The organism is Stenotrophomonas sp. SXG-1, assembly GCF_014083965.1.
GTDB classification, from domain to species: domain Bacteria; phylum Pseudomonadota; class Gammaproteobacteria; order Xanthomonadales; family Xanthomonadaceae; genus Stenotrophomonas; species Stenotrophomonas geniculata.
Genome location: NZ_CP046588.1, coordinates 2,629,224 through 2,650,484, shown reverse-complemented (window position 1 = coordinate 2,650,484; position 21,261 = coordinate 2,629,224). Strand labels below are relative to the sequence as shown.

Below are 21,261 nucleotides of genomic sequence, written 5' to 3'. Positions count from 1 at the left end.
GTTTGTGCACAAACGACTTGATCCCCTCCGTCCCCTTTTTTGTGCGGCGGCGCTGGGTAGCGCCGCCGCGGTGAATCACTTACGCGCGAACGCCAGCAGGTCGGCGTTGAACTGGTCGGCGTGGGTAACGGTCAGGCCGTGCGGCGCACCGGGGTACACCTTCAACTCGGCGTCCTTGATGATCTGCGAGGACAGCTTGGCCGAGGCATCGAACGGCACGATCTGGTCGTCATCACCGTGCACGACCAGCGCTGGCACGTCGATTTTCTTCAGGTCCTCGGTGTAGTCCACTTCCGAGAACTCGTGCACGCAGTCGTACTGACCCTTGACGCCGCCGAGCATGCCCTGCAGCCAGAACGCATCACGCATGCCCTGGGTAACGGTGTTGCCGTCGCGGTTGGCGCCGAAGAACGGCGTGGTCAGGTCCTTGAAGAACTGCGAGCGGTCACCGCCGGTGCCCTTGCGGATGCTGTCGAAGACTTCCAACGGGGTGCCGGCCGGGTTGGCTTCGGTCTTCAGCATCAGCGGCGGCACCGCGCCGACCAGCACCACCTTGGCCACGCGCTTGCTGCCGTGGCGGCCGATGTAGTGGGCCACTTCGCCGCCACCGGTGGAATGGCCGACCAGGATCGCATCCTTCAGGTCCAGTGCTTCGATCACTGCGGCCAGGTCATCGGCGTAGGTGTCCATGTTGTTGCCGTCCCAGGTCTGGCTGGAGCGGCCGTGGCTGCGACGGTCGTGAGCGATCACGCGGAAGCCGTTCTGGCCCATGAACAGCATCTGCGGGTCCCAGGCATCGGACGACAGCGGCCAGCCGTGGGCGAACACGATCGGCTGGCCGGTACCCCAATCCTTGTAGAAGATGCGGGCACCGTCGGCGACGGTGACGAAGTTGCTCATTGCGGTTTCCTTGGCGGAAGGGAGGGAAGGCACTGGCAGTTGTGCCGGTGCCTCCGGCAGTACAGCGCAGCGCCAGGCCGGCGACTTGCACGGCTGTGCTGGATTACACCGGATGTGACGCATATCGCTCTGGCACGAAGCCGTTCCGGCATTGAGGATGGCGGTAGCCCTGCTGAGGAGCCTGCGATGTTGAATGCGTGTTGGAGTCCGCTGTTGTGCCTGCTGCTGGCTGCGGGCGCGCACGCTCAGACCAACGTCTACAAATGCGTGGACGGGCCGCATCCGGTCTACCAGCAGACGCCGTGCCAGGGGCATGCGGAATGGCGCTGGGAGGTGCCGGCGGAGCCGGCCTCAACGGGTGCAACCATGGCCAAGGCGGCGAGCCCAGCCTCAAGCCGTCCGCGTGTGGTACGGCAGGCGCGTGCGCGGGCTGCACTGATATCGATCAGCGCGGATCCTGCCGCCTGTGAGCGCGCGCGGCAGCAACGCGCAAAGGTGCTGGCCAATGGCAAGCGCATGGACTTCGTGCAGCGCCGGCAACTGGACGATGCCGTGCATGAGGCGTGCCGCTGAAACGAAATGGTGCCGGAAACGACAACGGCGCCCGCAGGCGCCGTTGGACAGGATGCGAGGTGCTGGACCTCAGCGACCGTCGCTGGCAGCCGCCGGTGCCGGCGAGGGCACGCTGTCCGGCTTGGGAAGGCTCAGCTCCGGGTTGCCCTGTTCCGCCTGCAGGATCTGGATGCGGCGCTGCAGGGAATCCAACTGGCTGTTGGTGCTCTGCACGTCGCTGCTCAGGCTGATCGCCTGCTGCTGGGCCTGCTGAAGGGCGGCGCTGACCTGGGCCGACTGTGCCTGCTGCTGTTCCATTTCCTGCTGCAGGGCGCGCAGGCGTTCCTCGTTATAGGCCACCAGGCGCTCGGTATAGCGCTTGCCGGCCTCCAGGCGGGTGGTGTCGATGTAGACCTGGGCCAGCTGCTCGGACTGCTGCGCGAAGGTGCGGTAGACACGCTCGGCGTTGTCGACGGCATCGGTCTTGATCACCCGCCAGAAATTCTTCTCCTGGAACAGGGCGACGTAGTAGGTCAGGGTGTTGGCATTGAACAGCAGGCTGGCGCCGTAATTGCCGTTGTAGGTGGTGCGCAGCTCGGTCAGCTGGCGGGCATCCATCAGCTGCTTGAGCTCGTCAACGGTGTTGCGCACCACCGGTGCGGTACGTGCGGCCGGCTCTGCGGCTGCTTCGCGGTCGCTACGGGCAGCCATCGCCGCCGGTGCCACCAGCATCATGGCCACGGCCAGCAGTGCCGCGCCGCGCGCGTGCCGGGCGAAGACCGCGCCCCCTGAAGTTTCTCGCATGTCTAGACCATCCACGGATGAGTGTGGGTTGAGATGAAGGTGGTTCCCCGCCGGGAGTCTAGCATGTGCGCGGGCGCCGCCAAGGGCGCCCGTCACGGGTCAGTAGACCAGTTGTGCGGGCGTGCACTGGATGGACTGGACATGCACATCCGTACGGCCCAGTTCCAGGCCCAGTACCTGGGCAAGCAGTGAGCGCAGCAGCGAGCCGACACTGTTGAGCAGCGGCTTCAGAACGTCCAGGGCGGGCTTCAGCAGGAAGCACAGCAGGCCCGAACAACTGACCGGGCCATTGCCGGGGGCGGTGACGCCGTCGCCGGCGAACTGATCCAGGAAGCCGGCATCGGCGGTCTGCAGGTAGGAAGTCAGGTTGTACTTCATGCAATTGTTGTAGGTGGTGTCATCCAGGGCGCCGATCAGGCTGTTGCACTGCTTGACCAGCAGCCCACCCACAAGCGCTCCCAGGACGCCATCGAGGAGCCCCGAGCCAACCCCGGTCACTGCGTTGCGGAATCCTTGCCAGACCTTGCCGTCGACCATGCAGGTCACCAGCACACAGCTGGTCGGTACCCCCTTGGTGATGTCCCAGTTTCCCAGTGGTTTCAATCCCTGCGTACTGTCTCCGAATTCCAGCAGCTTGATGGTTGCGTCGACATCGTATCGCTTGCGACCAACGTTGGCTGCTTTCAGGTAGCGATCGGCCAACTTCGCTGCGGTCGAGCCCTGGCTCATGCCATCGTCGCGCGGATCGAGCACCCCGGACAGTACGCGCAGCAGTTCGCTGACCAGTTCAGACACGGCGGTGCCCACCTCCAGGGAGTTGACCTGGGTTGAACCGGTCGCGCCGGCGGGGAGGGTGAGGCTTTGCGTGTCGGTCAGCGTATTGACCTTGATGCTGTCATTGATCAACGGGGCGCCGAGCAGTGTCAGCATCTGTTCCTTCTGCAGGGTGTCGCCACAGACATTCTGCTTGGAAAACCGCTCGCTGTCGGCCACCTTGCCGACGCAGGCGCGCAGCACGGAGGACTCGACCTTGATCGTCGCCGTGGGAGGCGTGCTGCCACATTGCAGGCTGGTCAGGGTCGCCATTGCATTGGTCACGTCTGCATGGACCGGCAGCTTCAGGCGGATGCCCAGCAGTGAAAGTACGCCGCCCGCAACGGGGATGTTGTTGGTGTCGATGTCGAGGAAGACGCGGATCTGCGCGTTGTAGGCGCGCGAGCCAATGCCTCCGATGGCGATCGACGGCGGCTCCACCACGGCGGCTTTCGCATTGACCAGGCCCAACAGGTTGAGGTCATTGACCGAGACCGCACGGCCGCCATTGGCTATGCTGATGCTGGTCCCTATAAGGTCCAGCACATTGACATCGGCCTGCAGCGCGCTGGAAATCGTTCCATCCGGCGCTACCACGCGTGCGAACAAGCCGCCGCCGCTGTCATCGGAGCCGAGTTTCACCTCCAGCTGCTTGAGGTCGATGCCCTGCACGACCAGGGCATTCTCCAGCGCACTCAGGTCCACGTGGGCAACGCCCTGCTGGGTGAGCAGGTCAACGGTCGCCTGAAGGATCTTGCCCAGCTTGACCTTGCGGCCCGCCAGCAGATTGTTGAACTCGGCCACGCCCATGTTGACGTCGATCGGAATGCCCAGTGCCTGCAGCAGTCCGTTCGGGGTGATATGCGCCTGTGCAAGGCCGTCGTAGCCGAGCAGGGTGGTCTTGTCGAGGTCGGCACCCACCAGTTTCAGGACATTTCCCAGTGGCGTGTTGCCGTTGATGCGGAGCAGTTGCGAGCCGACACTGAAAACCGCCGTGGGCTCTGCACGGCGCGCCACGGCCTGGGCGGTCACGGTCGGCAGGCTGCTGTTCTGCCCGAAGAAGGGAAGCACCGCGCGGCGGGTGATGACACGAACGGCGTTGCGTTGATTCGCAGCATCGACGGCCGGGCTGAAGTGCCCCTCGGTGGCCCGGGTCACGTTCCAGTTTCCGCAACGGATTTCCAGGCTCCCAGCGAACCTGTTCTGGGTGAGTGCGCTCTGCCGCGCAGCACTGTTGTCGCTGTTGTCCGAGGTGCACAGCTCCAGCCGTTGCGCTCCAGCCAGTGCGGCCAGATCAGCGACTTTCTGCGCATCGCGCTTGGCCCAGAACAGGTAACCGATCTCGATCAGGCCCAGCATCGCCAGCAACGCCAGCATGACCAGCATCATGGTGATCGACATGCCGCCCCGTGGGCGGCTGAAACTGAACTGGCGTGGGCGTTTCATGGCCTACCTCAGCGTCCGGATGAGGATGATCCCTTGGACTTGGCGACATCGGTTTCAAAGAAGTCCGGGATCTCGTGTTCGAAGCTCTTCATGTAGCGGGCGTAGCTCAGCGTCGCCTGGTCGCCGAGGATCGGCAGGTGCTGCCCGGCCTGTTGCCCCGATGCCTGCAGGCGGAACAGGTTGCGCGTGGTATCGCCGATCTGGCTGCGGTCGGGTCGCGCGGCTGCAGCATTGCCATCGGTGATGGCCACTGCTGCGGGCGCCGCCTGCGGCACCGGTGCTGGCGGGGCCATCAGGTCCACGGTGGCCAGTGACTCGGACTGCAGCGGCTGCGGCGTCGGCACAGCCGGCGTGCTGCCGCCAAGCATCTGACCGGTCAGCGGCTGTTGCTGCGCCTGCACGGCAGTGGCCGGTAACAGGCAGATCAGAACGGGCAGCAGGCGTCGGGTCAGGGGCGTCGCGGTCATGGTGTGTTCCCGTTCGGGTGGTCGGAGGTGCTGAAGCGTTCCAGCATCGAGGGCGGCAGGCGCTGCGGATCGCGTTCGTCGCGGCTGTCGCGGCGTGGTTCCGCCGCCAGTCGCGTGGCGGCGGGCGGGTTGCCGACGGCATCTCTGGCGAGAGCACGCGCAGTGGCCGGCACGGCTGCGGCAGCGGCCGATGCGGCCTGGCGTTGTTGCAGGCGGGCACGGATCTGCGCCGCCTGCTGCTGGATGCTGAGCCGGGTCTCGTCGTTGAGGTTGGCCTGCTGGGCGAGGCGTTCGGCGGTGGTGGTGTCGCCACGCAGCACCGCCCACAGCGCGAGGTTGGCAGTGGCCTTGGCATTGCCCGGCGACAGCTCCAGCGCCTTGGCCAGGGGTTCGCGCGCGCGCTCGAACTGCCCGGCGCGCAGCCGCGCATAGCCGAGGTCGCCGAGATAGCTTGTATTCAATGGCTGCAGTTCGGTCGCCCGCGCCAGTGCCTGCTCACTGCCGGCGTCGTCGTCGCGGCGCGCGGCAATCAGGCCCAGGCCATGTGCGGCCGCGGCGGCCTGGGGACCACTGGAAAGATCGCGGTACAGGGCGATCGCAGCATCGGCCTGGCCGGTCTCGCGCAGCGCGTCGGCCTGCAGCAGACGCAATGCCGGCGGATCGCCGTGGCGCTGACGGAAGGCGTCGACGTGGGCGAGCGAGGCATACCATGCGCCTTGCTGCTGCATGCGTTCGATCAGCTCCAGGTAGGCATTGCGGCTGTCCTGCGGCGCCGGTTCGGGCGCGGCCAAGCTGGGCGCGCGCAGGTACTTCGGTGTGGTCGATGCACAGCCGCTGGCGCCGGCAACGGCGGCCAGGGCAACAATCAGGCAGGAAGTGCGCAGGGCGGGCATCAGGGGGACCCCATCTTGGACATGGTAGTGGCCAGCGCGACCAGCGCCGGGCCGGCAAGGACCAGCATCAGCGCTGGCAGCAGGGTCAGCATCATCACCACGGTCATCTTCACCGAGAGCTTGCCGACCTTTTCCTTCAGCGTGTTGCGACGCTGTTCGCGCAGGCGGATGCTGAACTGCCGCAGCGGCTCCTGCACCGCGCCGCCATGGGCGTGCACCTGCAGGATCAGCTGCATCAGGCTGGTCAGGTCATCGTCTGCATAGACCTCGCTCAGCCGGCGCAGCGACTGCGCGCGCGTGCGGCCATGGGTATAGGCGACGTTGGCCTCCTGCAGTTCGCCGCCGAGGACCGGCAATGCATCGCGCAGCTTGTCGCCGAGCGTCTGCAGGCTCTGGTCCATGCTGAAGCCCACGCCCTGCAGCAGGCGCAGCAGGTCGATCAGCAGCGGCAGCTCGTTGTCGACCGCGCGCCGACGGCGCTTCACCCAGGAGGAGAGAATGAACTTGGGCAGCAGCAGGCCAGCGGCCAATGCGCCGATGATCACCATGATCCTGGCCAGCCCGGTGACGCTGCTGAATGTCAGCACCAGTGCCAGCACCAGCACGGCCAGCAGCAGGCGCAGGCCGAGGTAGATGGCCGTACCGCGGCGGGTGTTCCACCCGGCCAGATCCAACAGCAGCCGGTCTTCATTGGCCAGCAATGCCGCTTCCAGGCGGCCGCCGCTGAGGGCACGGCCGAAGCGTTCGAGCCAGCCCAGCGAATCGTGCCGTGCAGGTTCGGGGTCACGGGACGCCTCGCGCGGCTGCAGGGCGGTCTTCAACGTGGCCGTTGTACGCTGCTCACGATGGCTGCGTACCCAGCCGCCGATACCCAGCAGGGCGATACCTGCAGCCAGTACGAGCAGGGAGAGGGCGAACCAGGCGCTGGCGCTCATCGGTCGTCTCCGGCGGGGCGGGGGTGGTTCATAGCGATTTGGCCAGGCGATACAGCAGGAAGCCACCGACAAGCTCCATGCCCAGTGCAAGCAGCAGGATCTTGTGGCCAAGCGGATCGTGCAGCACCGGCTGGAAGAAGTCCGGGCTGGCGATCGCCATCAGCACCGCGCAGGCCGGTGGCAGCAGGCCCAGCACCCAGGCTGACATGCGCGTCTCCGAGGTCGTTGCCGCAAGCTCCTGCTGGGCCTGTTCCAGATCGCGCATGAAATCGCCCATGCGCTGCAGGATCTGGTCGGAGCGCCCGCCGATGCGCACGCTGACACCGATCACCACCGACAACACCTTCAACACATCCATGCGATAGGGATGCGAGGCCTGTGCGAGTGCACGGTCCAGCTCCATGCCACTGCGCGCAAAGCGCACCGTAGTGTCCAGCAGCCCGCGCAACGGCGCGCTGGTCTGCATCGAAGCAACCTGGAACGCGGCCTGCAGGCTGTTGCCCAGTGCCGTCAGCCGCACCAGGTTGTCGAGGAAGTCCGGCAGCTGATGCAGCAGTTGCGCACGCAGCTTCGTGGTCCGCCGCATCACCCACAGCCAGCAGCCAAGCAGGTACAGCAGCAGGGTCAGCGGAAACATCCATGCGGTGCCCAGCCGCAGCATCGCCACCACCGACAGTACCAGCCCCGGTACCAGCAGCATGATGGGAATTTTCCAGCCGGTCTGCAGCCCTGCGCGCTGCAGCAGGCCATCCAGCGGCAGCGCGCGGCGCCCGGTGCTGGCGGGCCGCGCCGGATCGTTGGCAGCGGTGACGGATGGCCCGGCGGGTGCTCCGCCCGTGGCGCTTCCGCGCGAAAGCTGCTGCTCGGCGTGCCGCATTGAAACCTGGCGTTGTTCACGGCTGCTGGCCGTGCCCCACAGCCAGGCTGCCAGCGCCAGCAGCACCGCGATGATGCTCAACATGCCCAGCAGCGCGCCGGTTCCCATGCTCAGAAGTCTCCGTAGAGCGATTCGCGCAGTTGTTGGCGGAACGGCTCCAGCTTGTGTGAGTGCGGATGGAAGCCCAGCCCGACCCAGCGATCGATCTCTTTGCCGTTGCCGTCGATCTGCAGCTCGTGGCGGAACATTTCCTGGGTGGTGATCAGGTTGTCGCTCACACCGGTGATCTCGGTGATCGATACCAGCACGCGGCGCCCGCTGCCCAGGCGCGAGATCTGCACGATGAAGTCGATGGCACTGGCGATCTGCCGGCGCAGGCTGTCCTCGCTGCCCTGGAAGCCGGCAAAGCCGGCCAGCATCTCGATCCGGTACAGGCAGTCGCGCGGTGAGTTGGCGTGGATGGTGGCCATCGAGCCGTCGTGGCCGGTGTTCATTGCCTGCAGCATTTCCAGGACCTCGGCGCCGCGCACCTCGCCCACCACGATGCGGTCGGGGCGCATGCGCAGGCTGTTGCGGACCAGATCGCGGATGCTGACCGCACCGTGGCCTTCGGCGCCACCGATACGGCTTTCCAGGCGGACCACATGCGGGTGGTTGAGCGAGAGCTCGGCGGTGTCCTCGACGGTGATCACGCGCTCGTTCGCGGGGACGTAGCTGGCCAGGGCGTTCAGCAGCGAGGTCTTGCCGGAGCTGGTGCCGCCGGATACCAGGATGTTGCAGCGGCCCAGCACCATCGCCTTCAGCAAGGCCTGCATCGGCGCATCGAAGGTGCCCTTGGCCAGCAGTTCATCGGGGGTGAACGGGTCCTTGCGGAACTTGCGGATGGACACCATCGGTCCATCCACCGCCAGTGGCGAGATGATCGCGTTGAGACGGCCGCCGTTGGGCAGGCGCGCATCGACCATCGGATTGGAGTCATCCAGCCGGCGCCCAAGCGGGGCGAGGATGCGGCGCAGGATACGCAGCAGATGCGTATCGTCGGTGAAGCGCTGGGTGGCCCGCTTGAGCTGGCCGCCCTGGGACACGTGCACATCCTTGAAACCGTTGATCAGGATGTCTTCGATGGACGCGTCGTGCAGCAGGTCGTCCAGCGGGCCAAAGCCGGTCAGCTCCTTGACCAGGCCGTTGGCCACCACCTGCATTTCCTCTTCGTTGATCGGGATGCGCCACTCCTGGATGAAGCCCACCGTCTGCACCTGCACCCAACGGGCGATGGTGTCGGGGGCCCAGGAATCGATGTCGATGCGCTCGTCCTCGATGCTGTTGAGCAGGTGCTCATGCGCGGCCGAGAGCACCTTCTGGTACTGCTCGGTCTGCGCGAACGGCTGGTGGCCCGGCGAGCTTTCGGGCAGCACCGGCCGGGCAACGGCGTGCGGGAACGGGGTTACCTTGTCTTCCATTGCGATCCACCCAGGGCAAGGGAGAGTCTTTCCCGCAGGCCCTGCGCCTGGACCGGGCAAGCAGCCGGATCCAGGCGCGAAACCAGCGGAGCGAGGGCACGCAGGTAGGGGTCGCGCGGTGCATCCTGCAGCAGCAGGTGGCCCTGGCTGGCAGCCAGGCGCACGCGCGGTCGTTCGGGAAGCGTCGCCAGCAGGGGCACCTCGAAGCGGCGCGCGATCTGCTCCGGGCTCATGCCGCTGCTGTCATCGTGGCGGTTGATCACCAGCTGCAGGCGCTTCTCGCGTTCGCGCTGCCCGGCAAGATGCTTCAGTGCCTGGTCGAGCGACACCAGTGTGGCGATGGAGGCATCGGTGACCAGCCAGATCTCGTCGGCCTGGTCCAGCAGCAGCGGCGGCAGCTGACGCAGCGGGCAGCCACCGGCATCACACAGCACGCTGGCGAACACGGTGCGCAGGCGCTGCAGCAACGCACCCGGATCGGACGGCGGTACCGCATCGCTGCCGCTGGCGCGGTCCAGCAGCACCAGCCCGGAATCGTGACGGGCCATGGCCGTGCGGGCGAGGGTGGCATCGATGCGGCTGGCGTTGCGCAGCGCGTCTTCGTAATGGAAGCGGCTGTCCAGGTTGAGGTACAGCGCGAGGTCACCCGAAGGCTGGGCCAGCTCCATCAGCAGGCCGTCCTGAAGCAGTGCCTCGCCCTGTGCCAGCGCACGGGTCTGCTGTGCCAGCACCGAGAGATGTGCGGCCAGCGTACTGGTGCCGACCCCGGCGCGCACGCCCAGCAGCACGATCAGGCGCGCCTTGTGCGCGTGCTGCGCGGCGGCAGCTGGTCGTGGCGACAGGGCGCGACGCAGCGCGGCCTCGATACCGACGTTGTCGCTGTCCAGATCCAGCACATCACGCAGGCCCGCCCGCAATGCGATGACGACGCCTTCCACCTGGCCGGCGCTGGTGGCACCGACGGCAACCAATGCCAGATCCGGCTCTGTCTGTTGCAGTTGCTGCGCCAGCACGCTGGAGGCGGCCGCATGCTCGGGGCGGAAATCGAGGAGCACAAGGCTCTGCGGCCCACGTTGCAGATCCTGGGCGGAGGTCGGCGTACTGCTGTCCTGCCAGTGCAGGGTAGTGGTCGGCGGCAGTTTGGCCGCCAGCCGGGGCAGCAGTTCGCGATCCATTCCATACAGGACCAGGTTCATCGGCGGTCCTTGCGGATGCAGCGGCTGGGCAGTGGCATAGGGCATGGGCGTGGTATCGCAGGCATCATGGAATCAGCGTGAGAAGCCGGGCACCGGGTCCTGGCTGATCGGACCCAGCAGCCAGGCGCCCCATTCGGGCATGTGCGGCTTGGCTTCGCGGTCGCCGGGCAGTGGCAGGTCGGTGTTGCGTGCCAGCGGCTTCACCAAGCGTGGCGTGACGATGATCACCAGTTCCTTGTCCTGGCGCTTGTAGTCGAAGTTGCGGAAGAACGAGCCGATGATCGGCAGGTCACCCAGCAGCGGGATCTTGCCGACGCTGGACACCACGTTGGAACTGACCAGGCCACCGATCACGAAGCTCTCGCCATCGCCCAGCTCGACCGTGGTGTCGGCACGGCGGGTGGTGATCGAGGGAATCTGCACGCCGTTGAGCGCGATGGCGTTGCTGTAGTCCAGGTCACTGGCTTCCGGTGCGACTTTCAGGGCGATGCGGTTCGGCGCCAGTACCGTCGGTGTCACGGTCAGGCCGATGCCGAAGGGCTTGTAGGTGATCGTCGTGGTGCCCAGCCCCTGCGGTTCCAGGATCGGCAGCTCGCCGCCGGCCAGGAAACTGGCGCTCTGCCCGGACAGCGCGACCAGTGTCGGCTCGGCCAGCACGCGCGCCATGCCATTGCTCTGCAGCAGGTCGACGTCGGCATTCCACAGGCCCTTGGTCGAGCCGAATACCAGGCGGAAGGCCGAAGAAATGGGTGATTCGGCTTCGTTGCCGGAGTTGCCTTCCTTCATGCCGGGCAGGATGCCGGTGTTGCCCGGCAACTGGCCGCCCGGGCGGGCGAAGCCGTAGGCGAAGTTGCCGTTGCGGTTCTGGAAGCTGATGCCGATCTGCTTCAATGCGGTCTTGTTGAACTCGACGACCTTGACCTCGACCTGGACCACGCCGCCGCTGCTCACCGTGGATGCGTCGGCAAGCAGGCCCTCCTTGCCCAGCGCCATGGCGGCGGTCTTCTGTTCCTGCATGTGCGAGAGCACGCTGTCGGTGCTTCCCTGCAGCAGGCCCTGATTGTCCTGCTGGGTGAATACCAGCCCGTTCGCGCCGGTGTCGGCCGCACCCTGCACCGCGCTTTGTACCCGCACCTGCAGGCGCTGTGGTTCGGCCTGCTTTCGGTGCCAGAGCAGCAGCGTGGTAGTGCCCGGCGCCTTGCCGACCAGCAATGCCTGGCGCTGGCCGCGCAGCATCACGATATCGGCCACGCCCGGATCGGCAATGGCGACCCGCTCCAGGTCGCCCGGCAGGGTCCAGGGGCGCTGCTCACGTGCCTGCAGTACCAGGTCGTCGGCAGCCACGCTCGTCACCGGTGCCAGCAGCACCAGCAGCAGGGCCAGCCAGCGCTGGCGGGTGGAGGGGCGTGGACTGCGGCGACGTTTGGTCATGGATGCGCTCGATGCAGGTCAAAGGGAACCACGGGGGGCGGAGCTGTCGCCTCGGATGATTTCGATACCCGATGCGCGCGGAGAACTACGCCGCGGTGCGGGTGCGCGTGCTGGGGCATCCTGCGTACTGCGCGCCGGTGTGTTGCTGCGGCCGGCCAATGCATCGCCGTCGATGCCGGCGAAGGCGTGATTCTCTGGCCGTTGCAGCGCAAGCTGCTGCTCCGCATCAAGCCCCCGCAGCGGATCGATCACCCCGCGTGCCTGCGGGAACAGCGCCAGATCGGGCTGGCCGGAATCGGCAGGGTTGCGCAGGGCCAGGAACAGCTTGCCCTGCTGTGCACCCAGCAGCAGCCGGTTGGCGTCGGCCACCGGTACCGCCAGTACCGCGCTGCGTGCGGGCTGGGCAGTCTCGCTGCCCGTGCTCTGGGTGCTGCTGCTTCCGGTGATGTCAGCGGCGCGCGGATCGTTGCGGGCATCGGCTTCAGTGCTGGCAACAGCGTCATGGTTGCCCGGGGCGATGTCCTGCTGGCCATAGCTGAGCACGCGCAGGCGTGACAACAGCAGGCGCGTCTGTGCTGCGTCGGCCGGGCCGCTGGCGCTGGATTGGGCAGTGCGCAGGTTGAGGAACACGTCGACGAAATCACCCGGCAGGATGCGGTTGCCGGCACCCACCAGCTCGTCCACCGGGACCGCGAGTGCGCGTTCCCCGGGGCGCAGCTGCAGCGAGAATCCCTGCGCGAGTGCATTGCTGCTGATCGCCGTGCCTTCGGCGATGTCCTGCACCGGTACCTTTCCGACCACGGCGGAAATGCTGGTGGCGGCACCGGCAACCGGGGCGCTGCGCTGTGCCAGACGCAATCCGTTGGCAGAGATCGGTTCGCCGGCCGGCAGGCGTGCCACCGCCTCCACCACGGTGATCGCCTGGGCATCGCTCCGCGCGATCGGGGCAACCGTGGCCGGCGCGGCCTGCTTGCGCCCGATCATCAAGGCGATCACCGCCAGCAGCACGGCCAGCCCGATCAGGGCGACGGCAGCAATGCGGGTCAACTTGAGCATGGAACCGTCTCCTGTACCGAACGTCAGTTGCCGCTGCCGAGGTCGAGCTGAGCGACCGCGACGCTGCGGATGGGAGCCCGCATCACCCACTTGTAGAGCGTGGCGGTGCCGGGCAGGAAGGGGTGGCTTGCGTAGTCGTAGCTGACTGTCACGGTCATGCACTGGGCGCTGGCCAGTCCGGCGCAGGGGGCCTGCGCCGAAACCAGAATGGCGTTGCTTCCGCCATTGCTGCAGTCGACCGGCTGACCCGAGAAGTTCAGCAGCCACTGCATCGAACTGCGCGCCGCAACACAGGCTGCAGTACGGCGTTCGTTGGCGCTGCCATAGCGCAGCGATGCGCGCGCACCCTCGGCCGAGGCGGTTGCCAGGGTCTGCTGGGCCGCCATGATCATCACGCCGGAGAACGTGAACAACAGCAGTGGCAGCAGGCCCAGCATCAGCATCAGTGCGAACTCGATGCTGGCCACGCCGCGTTGCCGGCGTGGGTTCTGGATGTTCATGCCACACCTCCGTACGTGCTGATGAGGATCCAGGCGATGGCGGATACCGCCAGGTAGGCGGCGTAGGGAATGCCTTGGCGTCCCTGGCGGGCGCTCTGCATTCCGCGTAGCGCCGGGTGCGAATGCCATTGCGAACTTGCCCGATGCATATGGGCTTGAAGGCCGATGGGCAGTGCTGGACCCAACCGGCGTGATACCAGCACCAGTGCGGCATGTGCGCCCGCTGCCAGGCTGGCCGCGATCCAGATCGGCAGCAGTGCCTGCCAGCCCAGCATCAATCCCAGTACCGAAAAGAATTTGACATCGCCGGCGCCCATCCAGCGCACTGCATGGAAAGGCAGCAATGCGACCAGGCCGAGCGCCGCGCCGGCAATGTGGGAAGCCCACGGCAGGCGCGGCGCGTTGAACTGTCCGGCGATGAGCACGACAACGGTGATCGCGCATGCGGACAGCAGCCAGGCGTTGGGCACCCGACGGGCGTACAGATCGCTGATCGCGATCCGCAGGCACACACCGATGGCCAGCAATCCCAGCAGTGTCATCGCACCCTCCATTGTCCGTCAGTGGACGGTCAGCAGCTGCTGTCCCTGATCAGCCTGGGAGCGGCTCAGGCCGGTGGGTTGCCTGACGCCTTGTCGGCAAGCTTGGTGAGATTCTCAAAGAGCGTTTCGAAGAAATCCTTGATCTGCGTGCTGCCCAGTGCGATCAGGACACCCGCAATCACAGCCGCCAGCAGGCCGTACTCGAGTGCGGTAACGCCATCTTCTTCCTTCAGGAACTTGCGGATCGATGCGTTCATGACGTTTGTCTCCCTCTACCTGTCTGCTACAGGACACCTGTTGGGCGGTGGCCCGGCTCCGCCGGGATCGTCCGTGGACCTCCGCACGTCCTGGCGGAGGAGGCACGGCGGGATGGACCCGCCATGCTCAAGCAGGGTGATCGATTCCAGGCGGGACGCCGTTCGCGCAACCGCGACCGCACGGCGCGGAGCCGTTGGTCGAAGTGTCGAGCGATACGTGCATGGTCATGCTGTCCCCCTGGGTGCGGTCATTATCAAAGACCGGATCACCGTGTTATCGACTTTGCCTGAATGGCGGCCGGCTGCAACCGGAACCTATATGCAAATTCGGCAGAATCCCTTCGGTCCTTAATTTTTCACGCGGGTTCTGTGACGGAAATCCGTTCGTTTGCAAAACGATTCATCGACGTGCAGATAATGTGAGGCGGGTTTTTCAGTTACATGCGAAAATTGTGCCAAACACCACGACCTTGTTTTCACGTCTGTATCCATCTTATTCAATGCGGTGCAGATGTTTACCCCGTTGAATTATCGGGCATACTCGTATTCAAGTACTCGCGTTTCTTTTGGGGTGCGCACTTTGCTGGCGCGCATCCCGGCGATGGAAGAGATTCCATGAGAGGTGCGCGCCCTGTCAGGCAGTGGGGGCCGTATCGCACGACGGATAATCGGGGGACGACACTGTCATGGTCGATGGTGGGGTAGGAGACAGCGACGACAGCGGCCTGCGGTCGATCGACCTGGCGACGCTGAGCGGCGTGCTTCGTGTATGTGATGTCGAACTGCTACTGCTCGATGGCAATGGGCCGCGGGCGGCCTTCGCTTCACGCGTGCACGAGGAGGCGTTGTTCTGCAGCATCAGCTGTGGATTCCATTGCCGTGGACGATTCATGCTGCCGCCGGACTGGGCGATGCTGGGGTATCTGCACGCGACCGATGAAACCCTGAGCTGGTGCCACGGTGTACCGCTCGTACCTGGAATGGCGTTGACCGTGATGCCGGAGGGTATCAGCGAGTTCACCCTGAGCCCGGGCACGCACATGACCCTGATGCTGGTGCCGGTGGCACGGGTGCAGCGCAAGCTGACCGAACTGAGCCTGCGCAGTACACCGCCGGCCGGACAGGCACTTTCGCTGTTCAATCTCGCCAGCGAGGCCGCCCCGCTGGCACAGCACTACCAGCAGCTGCACCTGCAGCTGGGCCAGGGCACGGGGCTGCAGCCTGAAGAAACCGAGCGGCTGTTGCACGAACATGTGCAGGCACTGCTGGGCGCGGGTTCCGCCGATCGCCCGGGTTGCAGCCGTGCGCGGCGCACGCATTATCTGATCGCACAGCGGGCGGAAAACTTCATGCGCCTCAACCTGCGCCGCAATATCTACATGAACGAGATCTGCGATGCTGCCGGTGTCAGCGAGCGTGGCCTGCGCTACGCGTTCGAGGACCTGTTCGGCACGTCGCCCAATCGTTACCTGTCGATGCTGCGCCTGTGCGCGGCCTGCCGCAGCCTGTCGATGGCTGATTCCAGCCGCCGTTCGGTCAAGGCCATCGCCCTCAGCTGTGGCCTGTGGGACCTGTCGCGCTTCGCCGACAACTACCGCAAGGTCTTCGGTGAACTGCCGCGTGACACGCTGATGCGCGCTCCCGCGCAGATCGGCCAGCCAGCTTGATTCAAGCCCCGTAAGGGTTTCCCGGCAGTTCCTGCCGGAATTGCATATCCGCTTGCCGATATGGTTGCCGCTTCTGCATAACCGGCTGCCGATTCCGACCGTGGATTTGCCGGAATGCGCGATTGCCGTGCCGGAATGAAGTGCGCAGCCGCCGTTGCAAACGCTGAAATGTCAGTCACCTGCCTAACGGCAAGTCCACTGACATTCCAGTTGTTCGCCTACGGGGGAAATGCTCATGAACCGCATCTACCGGCGTGTATGGAACCGCCAGCTCAATGCTCTGGTTGTGGCCTCGGAACTGGCCACCGGCGACAGCGGCGGCAGCGCCGCCCGCGATCCGCGCAGTGCACTGCTGATGCCGTCCGCACTGGCCCTGGCCCTGCTGTGCGCGCTGGCCAGCGGGCATGCAGGCGCGTCCGAATCCAATCAGTCTCTACGTGACCTGCAGGCACTGGCCGCGAAGTACGCGCAGCCGATGCCGGCCAAGGTCGACGCGGAAGTGGCGCTGGCTGCCGCATCGCGCCAGGCGCAGAGCAGTCCGGCGATCAGCGCTGACGCGCGTGTCGGCCTGCAGCTGAGTACGAACTCGCTGCCGATCGTACGCGACGTGCTGCCGGCCACCGTGCAGGTGAAGCTGGCGGCGAACGCTGCGCCGAAGCAGGTCGCGGTTCCTGCGCTGGCTGCCGATGTCCGCGCCAATGTCGGGCTGGGTCATGCAGCGTCCCATGTGGCGAAGATTGATGCATCGCTGGCGGCCAACGTTGCGCCGTCCGCGCATGCGCCGCTCGGTGTGGCTGCGGATGCCCAGGCGAAGGCCGGCGTTGGCATCGCCGGTACCCAGGTGGCCTCGATCGATACCGGTGCCAAGGCGGCCGCCGCTGTTGCTGGCGCACCGGCTGGCTCGCTGTCCGGCCTCAAGGCGTCCGTTGACGGCAAGGTGGATTCGCAGCTGAAGCTGGCGGGCCACCAGATCGACGGCCAGGGGCAGGTCAAGGCGACGGCGGCGGTCACGCTGCCGGCCAAGGAGGAGCTGCCGGGCGAGACTCATGATCGTGCGATCACCGCGGCCTTCGATACCGGTGTTGCCGGCAAAGTGCGCGTGCAGGCGCCGGATGGCCAGGAGGTCGTGGCCGACCGCAATCTGAAGCTGGCCGGCCAAGCCACCGTGGCAGCGCAGAACAGCGCGCTGGGCGTCGGTGGCCTGGTGGGCGGCGTTGTCGGCGCAGCAAGTGGCGCCGTGGGCGGCGTGCTTGATGGCACCGTTGGCAACACGGTTGATGCGGTCGGCGGCGCCTTGCACGGCACGGTTGGAACGGTAGGCGGCGCAGTGGGCAGCACGCTCAATGGTGCCGTTGGCACGGTTGGCGGAGCCGTAGGCGGTGCGCTCAACGGCACCGTTGGAACTGTCGGTAGCGCGGTGGGTGGTGCGCTCAACGGTGCGGTTGGCACGGTCGGTGCAGTTGGCGGCACCGTGGGTGGTGCACTCAACGGGACGGTCGGTTCGGTCGGCAGCACCGTCGGTGGTGCGCTCAACGGTGCGGTTGGCACGGTCGGTGCAGTTGGCGGCGCCGTGGGTGGTGCACTCAACGGGACGGTCGCTTCGGTCGGCAGCACCGTCGGCGGCGCGCTCAACGGTGCGGTTGGCACGGTTGGCGCAGTCGGCGGCACCGTGGGTAGTGCACTCAACGGCACGGTCGGTTCGGTTGGCGGTGCCGTGGGCGGCACGCTCAACAATACGGTGGGTGCAGTAGGCAGCACCGTCAGCGGTGTACTCAACGGCGCAACAGGTGGCAGCACCGGCGGCCTGGGTGGCCTGCTGGGCGATACACTCGGCAATGTCGGCGGCGCCGTCGGTAACCTGCTCAATGGCAACCTCAACGGCACCATCGGCAATCTCGGCAGTGCCGTAGGCGGCCTGGTCGGTGGCACGCTCGGCGGCCTCGGCCTGACCAAGCCCTCGGCGATCCCGCCGACCAGCCCGAAGGCGCCGGCTCCGGCCGACCCGAACGCTGGCCTGATCATCGGCACCGGCGGCCTGGTCGGTAATGTCGGGCAGCTGATCGGCCCGACCACCACCAGCCTGTTCGGCGGCAACGGCTACCTGAGCAACGGCAACCTCAAGCTCAGCAACGCCAACGTGATGCAGACCTACTCGACGGTCAATGTGCTGGGACTGCCGGTGGTCAACCTGTCGCCGGTCGGCAGCACCCTCAATGGCCTCGGCGGCGCCGTCACCGGCGGCAGCTCGCACCTGACCCTGATCGGTGGCGTCACCTCCGACAGCTACATCTACAACATAAACAACGGCAATCCGGGCGGCCTGCTGGGCTTGTTGCTGCCGAAGGATTCGCCGGCCTGGGCCGCCAAGTGCCTGGACATCGCCCTGGCCGACATCTCCTGCTGGGCCGTCAACGCCGCGCAGGACTACCAGGTGCTGATGGGCGACGGCGCCTTCGCCAACGGCTCGAAGGAAGTGGTGATCGGTGCCAATGCGCGGCACGAACTGCCGAAGGTCGATGCCAACGTGGCCTTCCCGGGTGCAGGCACCAATGACCCGAGCAACCCGACCGGCGTGCCGACCGCGGACTACGCCGCACGCATGGGTCACTCGGTGATCGTCGGTGACAGCGCGGTGGGTACTGCCAACGGGCAGACCCTGCTCGGTGCCGAGGCCACCTCGAACCAGGCCAACTCGGTCGCACTGGGCTACCGCTCGGCCGCGCTGCGCGGTGCCCAGGCCAGCTACAGCGCCTATGGCCTCACTGCGCCGCAGGTCTCTGCCGGTGAAGTGTCGGTGGGTACCGCCGGTGGCGGTGAGCGCCAGATCACCAACGTCGCGGCGGGTAGTGTCAATACCGATGCGGTCAACGTGGCCCAGCTGAAGGGGGCCATCAGCCTGATCGATGATGTGGCGGCCGCTGCGGTGACCTATGACCTGGACGGTGCCGGCAACCCGAACTATCGCCGTGTCACGCTCGGCGCGGGCACCGGCACCACCACCATCGGTAACCTGGCTGGCGGTGCGGTCACGGCCGGCAGCCTGGAAGCGGTCAATGGTGGCCAGCTGGCGGCGACCAATGCTGCCATCGCCAGCTTCTTCGGCGGCCGCGCAGCCTTCGATCCTGCCAGTGGCGCGTTCACTGCGCCCCTGTTCGAGATCAGCACCATCTCCACCGGCGGCGCCATCGCCAAGGGCCTGTATGAGAACGCTACCGATGCCTTCGCCGCGGTCGATGGCTCGCTGGTCAACCTCAACACGCAGATCACCGACATCCGTAACGGTGGCACCAAGTACCTGCGGGTGAACTCGACCGGTACCGAGGCCCTGGCCAGCGGTGCCGACTCGATCGCAGTCGGCACCAACGCCCGCGCAACCGCCGCCAACAGCATCGCGGTCGGTGCCGGCAGCCTGGCCGATCGTGCCAACAGCGTGTCCATCGGTGCCGCCGGTGCCGAGCGTCAGGTCACCAACATGGCGGCCGGTACCGCAGCGACCGATGCAGTCAACCTGGGCCAGCTGCAGGCCTCGGAGCAGGGCGCCCTGCGCTATGACCTCAACGGCGACGGCAGCGTCAACTATGCCAGCGCCACGCTGGGCCAGGCTGGCACCGCCACTACGCTGCGCAACCTCGGCCCGGGCCAGGTCAGTGCCACCAGCAGCGAGGCCATCAACGGTGCCCAGCTGTTCGCCGCCAACCAGGCCGTGGCCACCCACCTCGGAGGTGGTGCAGCGGTCAATGCCAGCGGTGTGCTGACCGCACCGACCTACGCGATCAACAACGTCGCCGCCAACGGCACCGTCACCAAGGGCAGCTACAACGACGTCGGTACCGCCTTCGATGCCGTCAGCAACTCGCTGGCCAACGTCGCCGACCAGACCGGCGAGATCGACAAGCTGGCCGTGAAGTACGACGTCGACGGCAGCGGCAACGTGCTCAACAGCGTGACGCTGACGGGCACCGGCACCGGCGCGGTGAAGATCACCAACGTCGCCGCCGGCAGCATCCTGGCCGGCAGCAGCGATGCCATCACCGGCGACCAGCTGTTCAACACCAACAGCACCATCGCCAACTACTTCGGTGGCACCACCGCGTACAACGGCACCACCAATGTGTGGACCGCGCCGAAGTTCAGCATCTCCAGCATCGCCACCGACGGCACGTTTACCAGCGGCGACTACAACAACGTCACCGCCGCCTTCACTGCGGTGGACGGCTCGCTGAAGGTCCTCAACCAGCGCATCACCAACGGCGGCGGTGGCAGCGCCTACCTGGCGGTGAACTCGACCGCAGCGGCTGCAACGGCTGCCGGCGCGGAAGCGGTGGCTGTCGGCCCGCAGGCCAGTGCGGCCGGTGCCAACAGCGTGGCGGTCGGCAACGGTGCCAGCGCCAGTGCAGGCAACAGCGTCGCCCTGGGTGCCGGTTCGGTGGCCAGCGTTGGTGCGCAGAGCGGCTACACCGGTGCCTACGGCCAGACCGGCGCCAGCAACTCGGCCGGTGAGGTCTCGGTCGGCAGCACCGGCAGCGAGCGCAAGATCACCCACGTTGCCGATGGCTCCGACACCTACGACGCAACCAATGTCGGCCAGCTGAAGAATGGTGTGAACTACGCCATCGATGAGTCGAAGAAGTACACCGACCAGAAGATCCAGAACATCACCAACGTGGCCGGCAGCTTCCGCGCCAACAACACCAACAACCTGGCCGATCCGTCCGCCAGCGGTGCCAACTCGGCCGCCGGTGGTGCAGGCTCCACCGCCGCCGGTGCCAACTCGACCGCGCTGGGCAATGGTTCGCAGGCGCAGGCCGACAACTCGGTGGCGCTGGGGGCGGGTTCGGTGGCGAACCGGGCCAACACGGTCTCGGTCGGTGCCAGCGGCGCCGAACGCCAGGTCGTCAACGTGGCTGACGGTTCGCAGGCCACCGATGCGGTCAACGTGCGCCAGCTGCAGGCCTCGCAGCAGGGCACGATCCGCTACGACACCACGGTGAACGGTGCGACCAACTACAACAGTGTCACGCTGGGCAGCACCAACAGCGGCCCGACCACGGTGCGCAACGTCGCCGCCGGCACCGCCGGTACCGACGCAGTCAACGTGGACCAGCTGAAGTCGGGCATGGCGCAGACCCTGGACTGGTCGAAGGCCTACACCGACGAGCGCATGGGGGGCTTCGAGCGCGACCTGCGCAAGACCGACAACCGCGCCTCGGCCGGTATCGCTTCGGCGATGGCCACCGCAGCCCTGCCGCAGCCCAGCGAAGCGGGCCGCAGCATGGCCTCGGTCGCTGCCGGCAGCTACAACGGCGAGTCGGGCGTGGCGGTCGGTATCTCCGGTGTCTCCGAGGGAGGGCGCTGGATCTACAAGTTCAGCGGCTCCACCAACAGCCGTGGCGAGGCCGGTGTGGCCGTCGGTGCCGGCATCCAGTGGTGATCCCCGCCGCCGGGCCGCACGCGCGGCCCGGCAT

Annotated in this window: 17 protein-coding genes; 3 read left to right on the top strand and 14 right to left on the bottom strand. The window is 66.6% G+C overall.

Annotated features, from left to right (window positions below; genetic code table 11):
* Positions 1-75: 75 nt before the first annotated feature.
* On the bottom strand, positions 76-900 hold the full coding sequence (locus tag GOC52_RS12140; RefSeq protein WP_010485115.1) for an alpha/beta fold hydrolase: 825 nt from the start codon (positions 898-900) through the stop codon (positions 76-78).
* A 186-nt stretch (positions 901-1,086) separates the two neighbouring features.
* Here GOC52_RS12140 and GOC52_RS12135 point away from each other — a divergent pair, with 186 nt between their 5' ends.
* Complete coding sequence (locus GOC52_RS12135) at positions 1,087-1,473, top strand: hypothetical protein (protein ID WP_029379992.1); 387 nt, start codon at positions 1,087-1,089, stop codon at positions 1,471-1,473.
* 69 nt (positions 1,474-1,542) lie between these two features.
* Here GOC52_RS12135 and GOC52_RS12130 read toward each other — a convergent pair whose 3' ends face one another.
* From GOC52_RS12130 to GOC52_RS12070, 13 genes are all read right to left on the bottom strand, one after another.
* On the bottom strand, positions 1,543-2,256 hold the full coding sequence (locus GOC52_RS12130; protein WP_010485118.1) for a DUF2968 domain-containing protein: 714 nt from the start codon (positions 2,254-2,256) through the stop codon (positions 1,543-1,545).
* Positions 2,257-2,355: 99 nt separating this feature from the next.
* Positions 2,356-4,515: a TadG family pilus assembly protein gene (locus GOC52_RS12125; RefSeq protein WP_191849548.1), complete on the bottom strand. Its 2,160-nt coding sequence runs from the start codon at positions 4,513-4,515 to the stop codon at positions 2,356-2,358.
* Between the two features lie 8 nt (positions 4,516-4,523).
* Entirely contained in the window at positions 4,524-4,982 is a 459-nt protein-coding gene (locus GOC52_RS12120; RefSeq protein ID WP_191849546.1) for a DUF3613 domain-containing protein, read from the bottom strand.
* Positions 4,979-5,875 carry a tetratricopeptide repeat protein gene (locus tag GOC52_RS12115; protein ID WP_191849544.1) on the bottom strand — a complete coding sequence of 299 codons (897 nt, stop codon included), beginning with the start codon at positions 5,873-5,875 and terminating at the stop codon, positions 4,979-4,981. Before GOC52_RS12115 ends, GOC52_RS12120 begins: the two co-directional genes overlap by 4 nt.
* On the bottom strand, positions 5,875-6,810 hold the full coding sequence (locus GOC52_RS12110) for a type II secretion system F family protein (protein WP_010485128.1): 936 nt from the start codon (positions 6,808-6,810) through the stop codon (positions 5,875-5,877). Before GOC52_RS12110 ends, GOC52_RS12115 begins: the two co-directional genes overlap by 1 nt.
* Before the next feature lie 28 nt (positions 6,811-6,838).
* Positions 6,839-7,795 (bottom strand): type II secretion system F family protein, encoded by a 957-nt coding sequence (locus GOC52_RS12105; protein WP_191849542.1) that lies wholly within the window; start codon positions 7,793-7,795, stop codon positions 6,839-6,841.
* A 2-nt stretch (positions 7,796-7,797) separates the two neighbouring features.
* Positions 7,798-9,147 carry a CpaF family protein gene (locus GOC52_RS12100; protein ID WP_010485132.1) on the bottom strand — a complete coding sequence of 450 codons (1,350 nt, stop codon included), beginning with the start codon at positions 9,145-9,147 and terminating at the stop codon, positions 7,798-7,800.
* A complete protein-coding gene (locus GOC52_RS12095) occupies positions 9,132-10,388 on the bottom strand; it encodes an AAA family ATPase (protein ID WP_010485134.1) in 1,257 nt (418 codons plus the stop codon). Before GOC52_RS12095 ends, GOC52_RS12100 begins: the two co-directional genes overlap by 16 nt.
* Positions 10,389-10,415: 27 nt before the next feature.
* A complete protein-coding gene (locus tag GOC52_RS12090; RefSeq protein ID WP_191849540.1) occupies positions 10,416-11,774 on the bottom strand; it encodes a type II and III secretion system protein family protein in 1,359 nt (452 codons plus the stop codon).
* An 18-nt stretch (positions 11,775-11,792) separates the two neighbouring features.
* Positions 11,793-12,830: a Flp pilus assembly protein CpaB gene (gene cpaB, locus GOC52_RS12085; protein WP_191849538.1), complete on the bottom strand. Its 1,038-nt coding sequence runs from the start codon at positions 12,828-12,830 to the stop codon at positions 11,793-11,795.
* 23 nt (positions 12,831-12,853) lie between these two features.
* Positions 12,854-13,330: a TadE/TadG family type IV pilus assembly protein gene (locus GOC52_RS12080; RefSeq protein ID WP_010485140.1), complete on the bottom strand. Its 477-nt coding sequence runs from the start codon at positions 13,328-13,330 to the stop codon at positions 12,854-12,856.
* Complete coding sequence (locus GOC52_RS12075; RefSeq protein ID WP_019337869.1) at positions 13,327-13,872, bottom strand: A24 family peptidase; 546 nt, start codon at positions 13,870-13,872, stop codon at positions 13,327-13,329. The genes GOC52_RS12080 and GOC52_RS12075 overlap by 4 nt, the downstream gene beginning before the upstream one ends.
* 65 nt (positions 13,873-13,937) lie before the next feature.
* The gene (locus tag GOC52_RS12070) at positions 13,938-14,129 is read right to left on the bottom strand and encodes a Flp family type IVb pilin (protein ID WP_010485145.1); all 192 of its coding nucleotides are present in this window, start codon (positions 14,127-14,129) and stop codon (positions 13,938-13,940) included.
* Between the two features lie 686 nt (positions 14,130-14,815).
* On the opposite strand from GOC52_RS12070, the gene GOC52_RS12065 reads away from it, so the two are divergent.
* Both GOC52_RS12065 and GOC52_RS12060 read left to right on the top strand, forming a co-directional pair.
* A complete protein-coding gene (locus GOC52_RS12065; RefSeq protein ID WP_010485148.1) occupies positions 14,816-15,796 on the top strand; it encodes an AraC family transcriptional regulator in 981 nt (326 codons plus the stop codon).
* Between the two features lie 235 nt (positions 15,797-16,031).
* Complete coding sequence (locus tag GOC52_RS12060) at positions 16,032-21,227, top strand: ESPR-type extended signal peptide-containing protein (RefSeq protein WP_191849536.1); 5,196 nt, start codon at positions 16,032-16,034, stop codon at positions 21,225-21,227.
* The last annotated feature ends 34 nt before the right edge of the window (positions 21,228-21,261 follow it).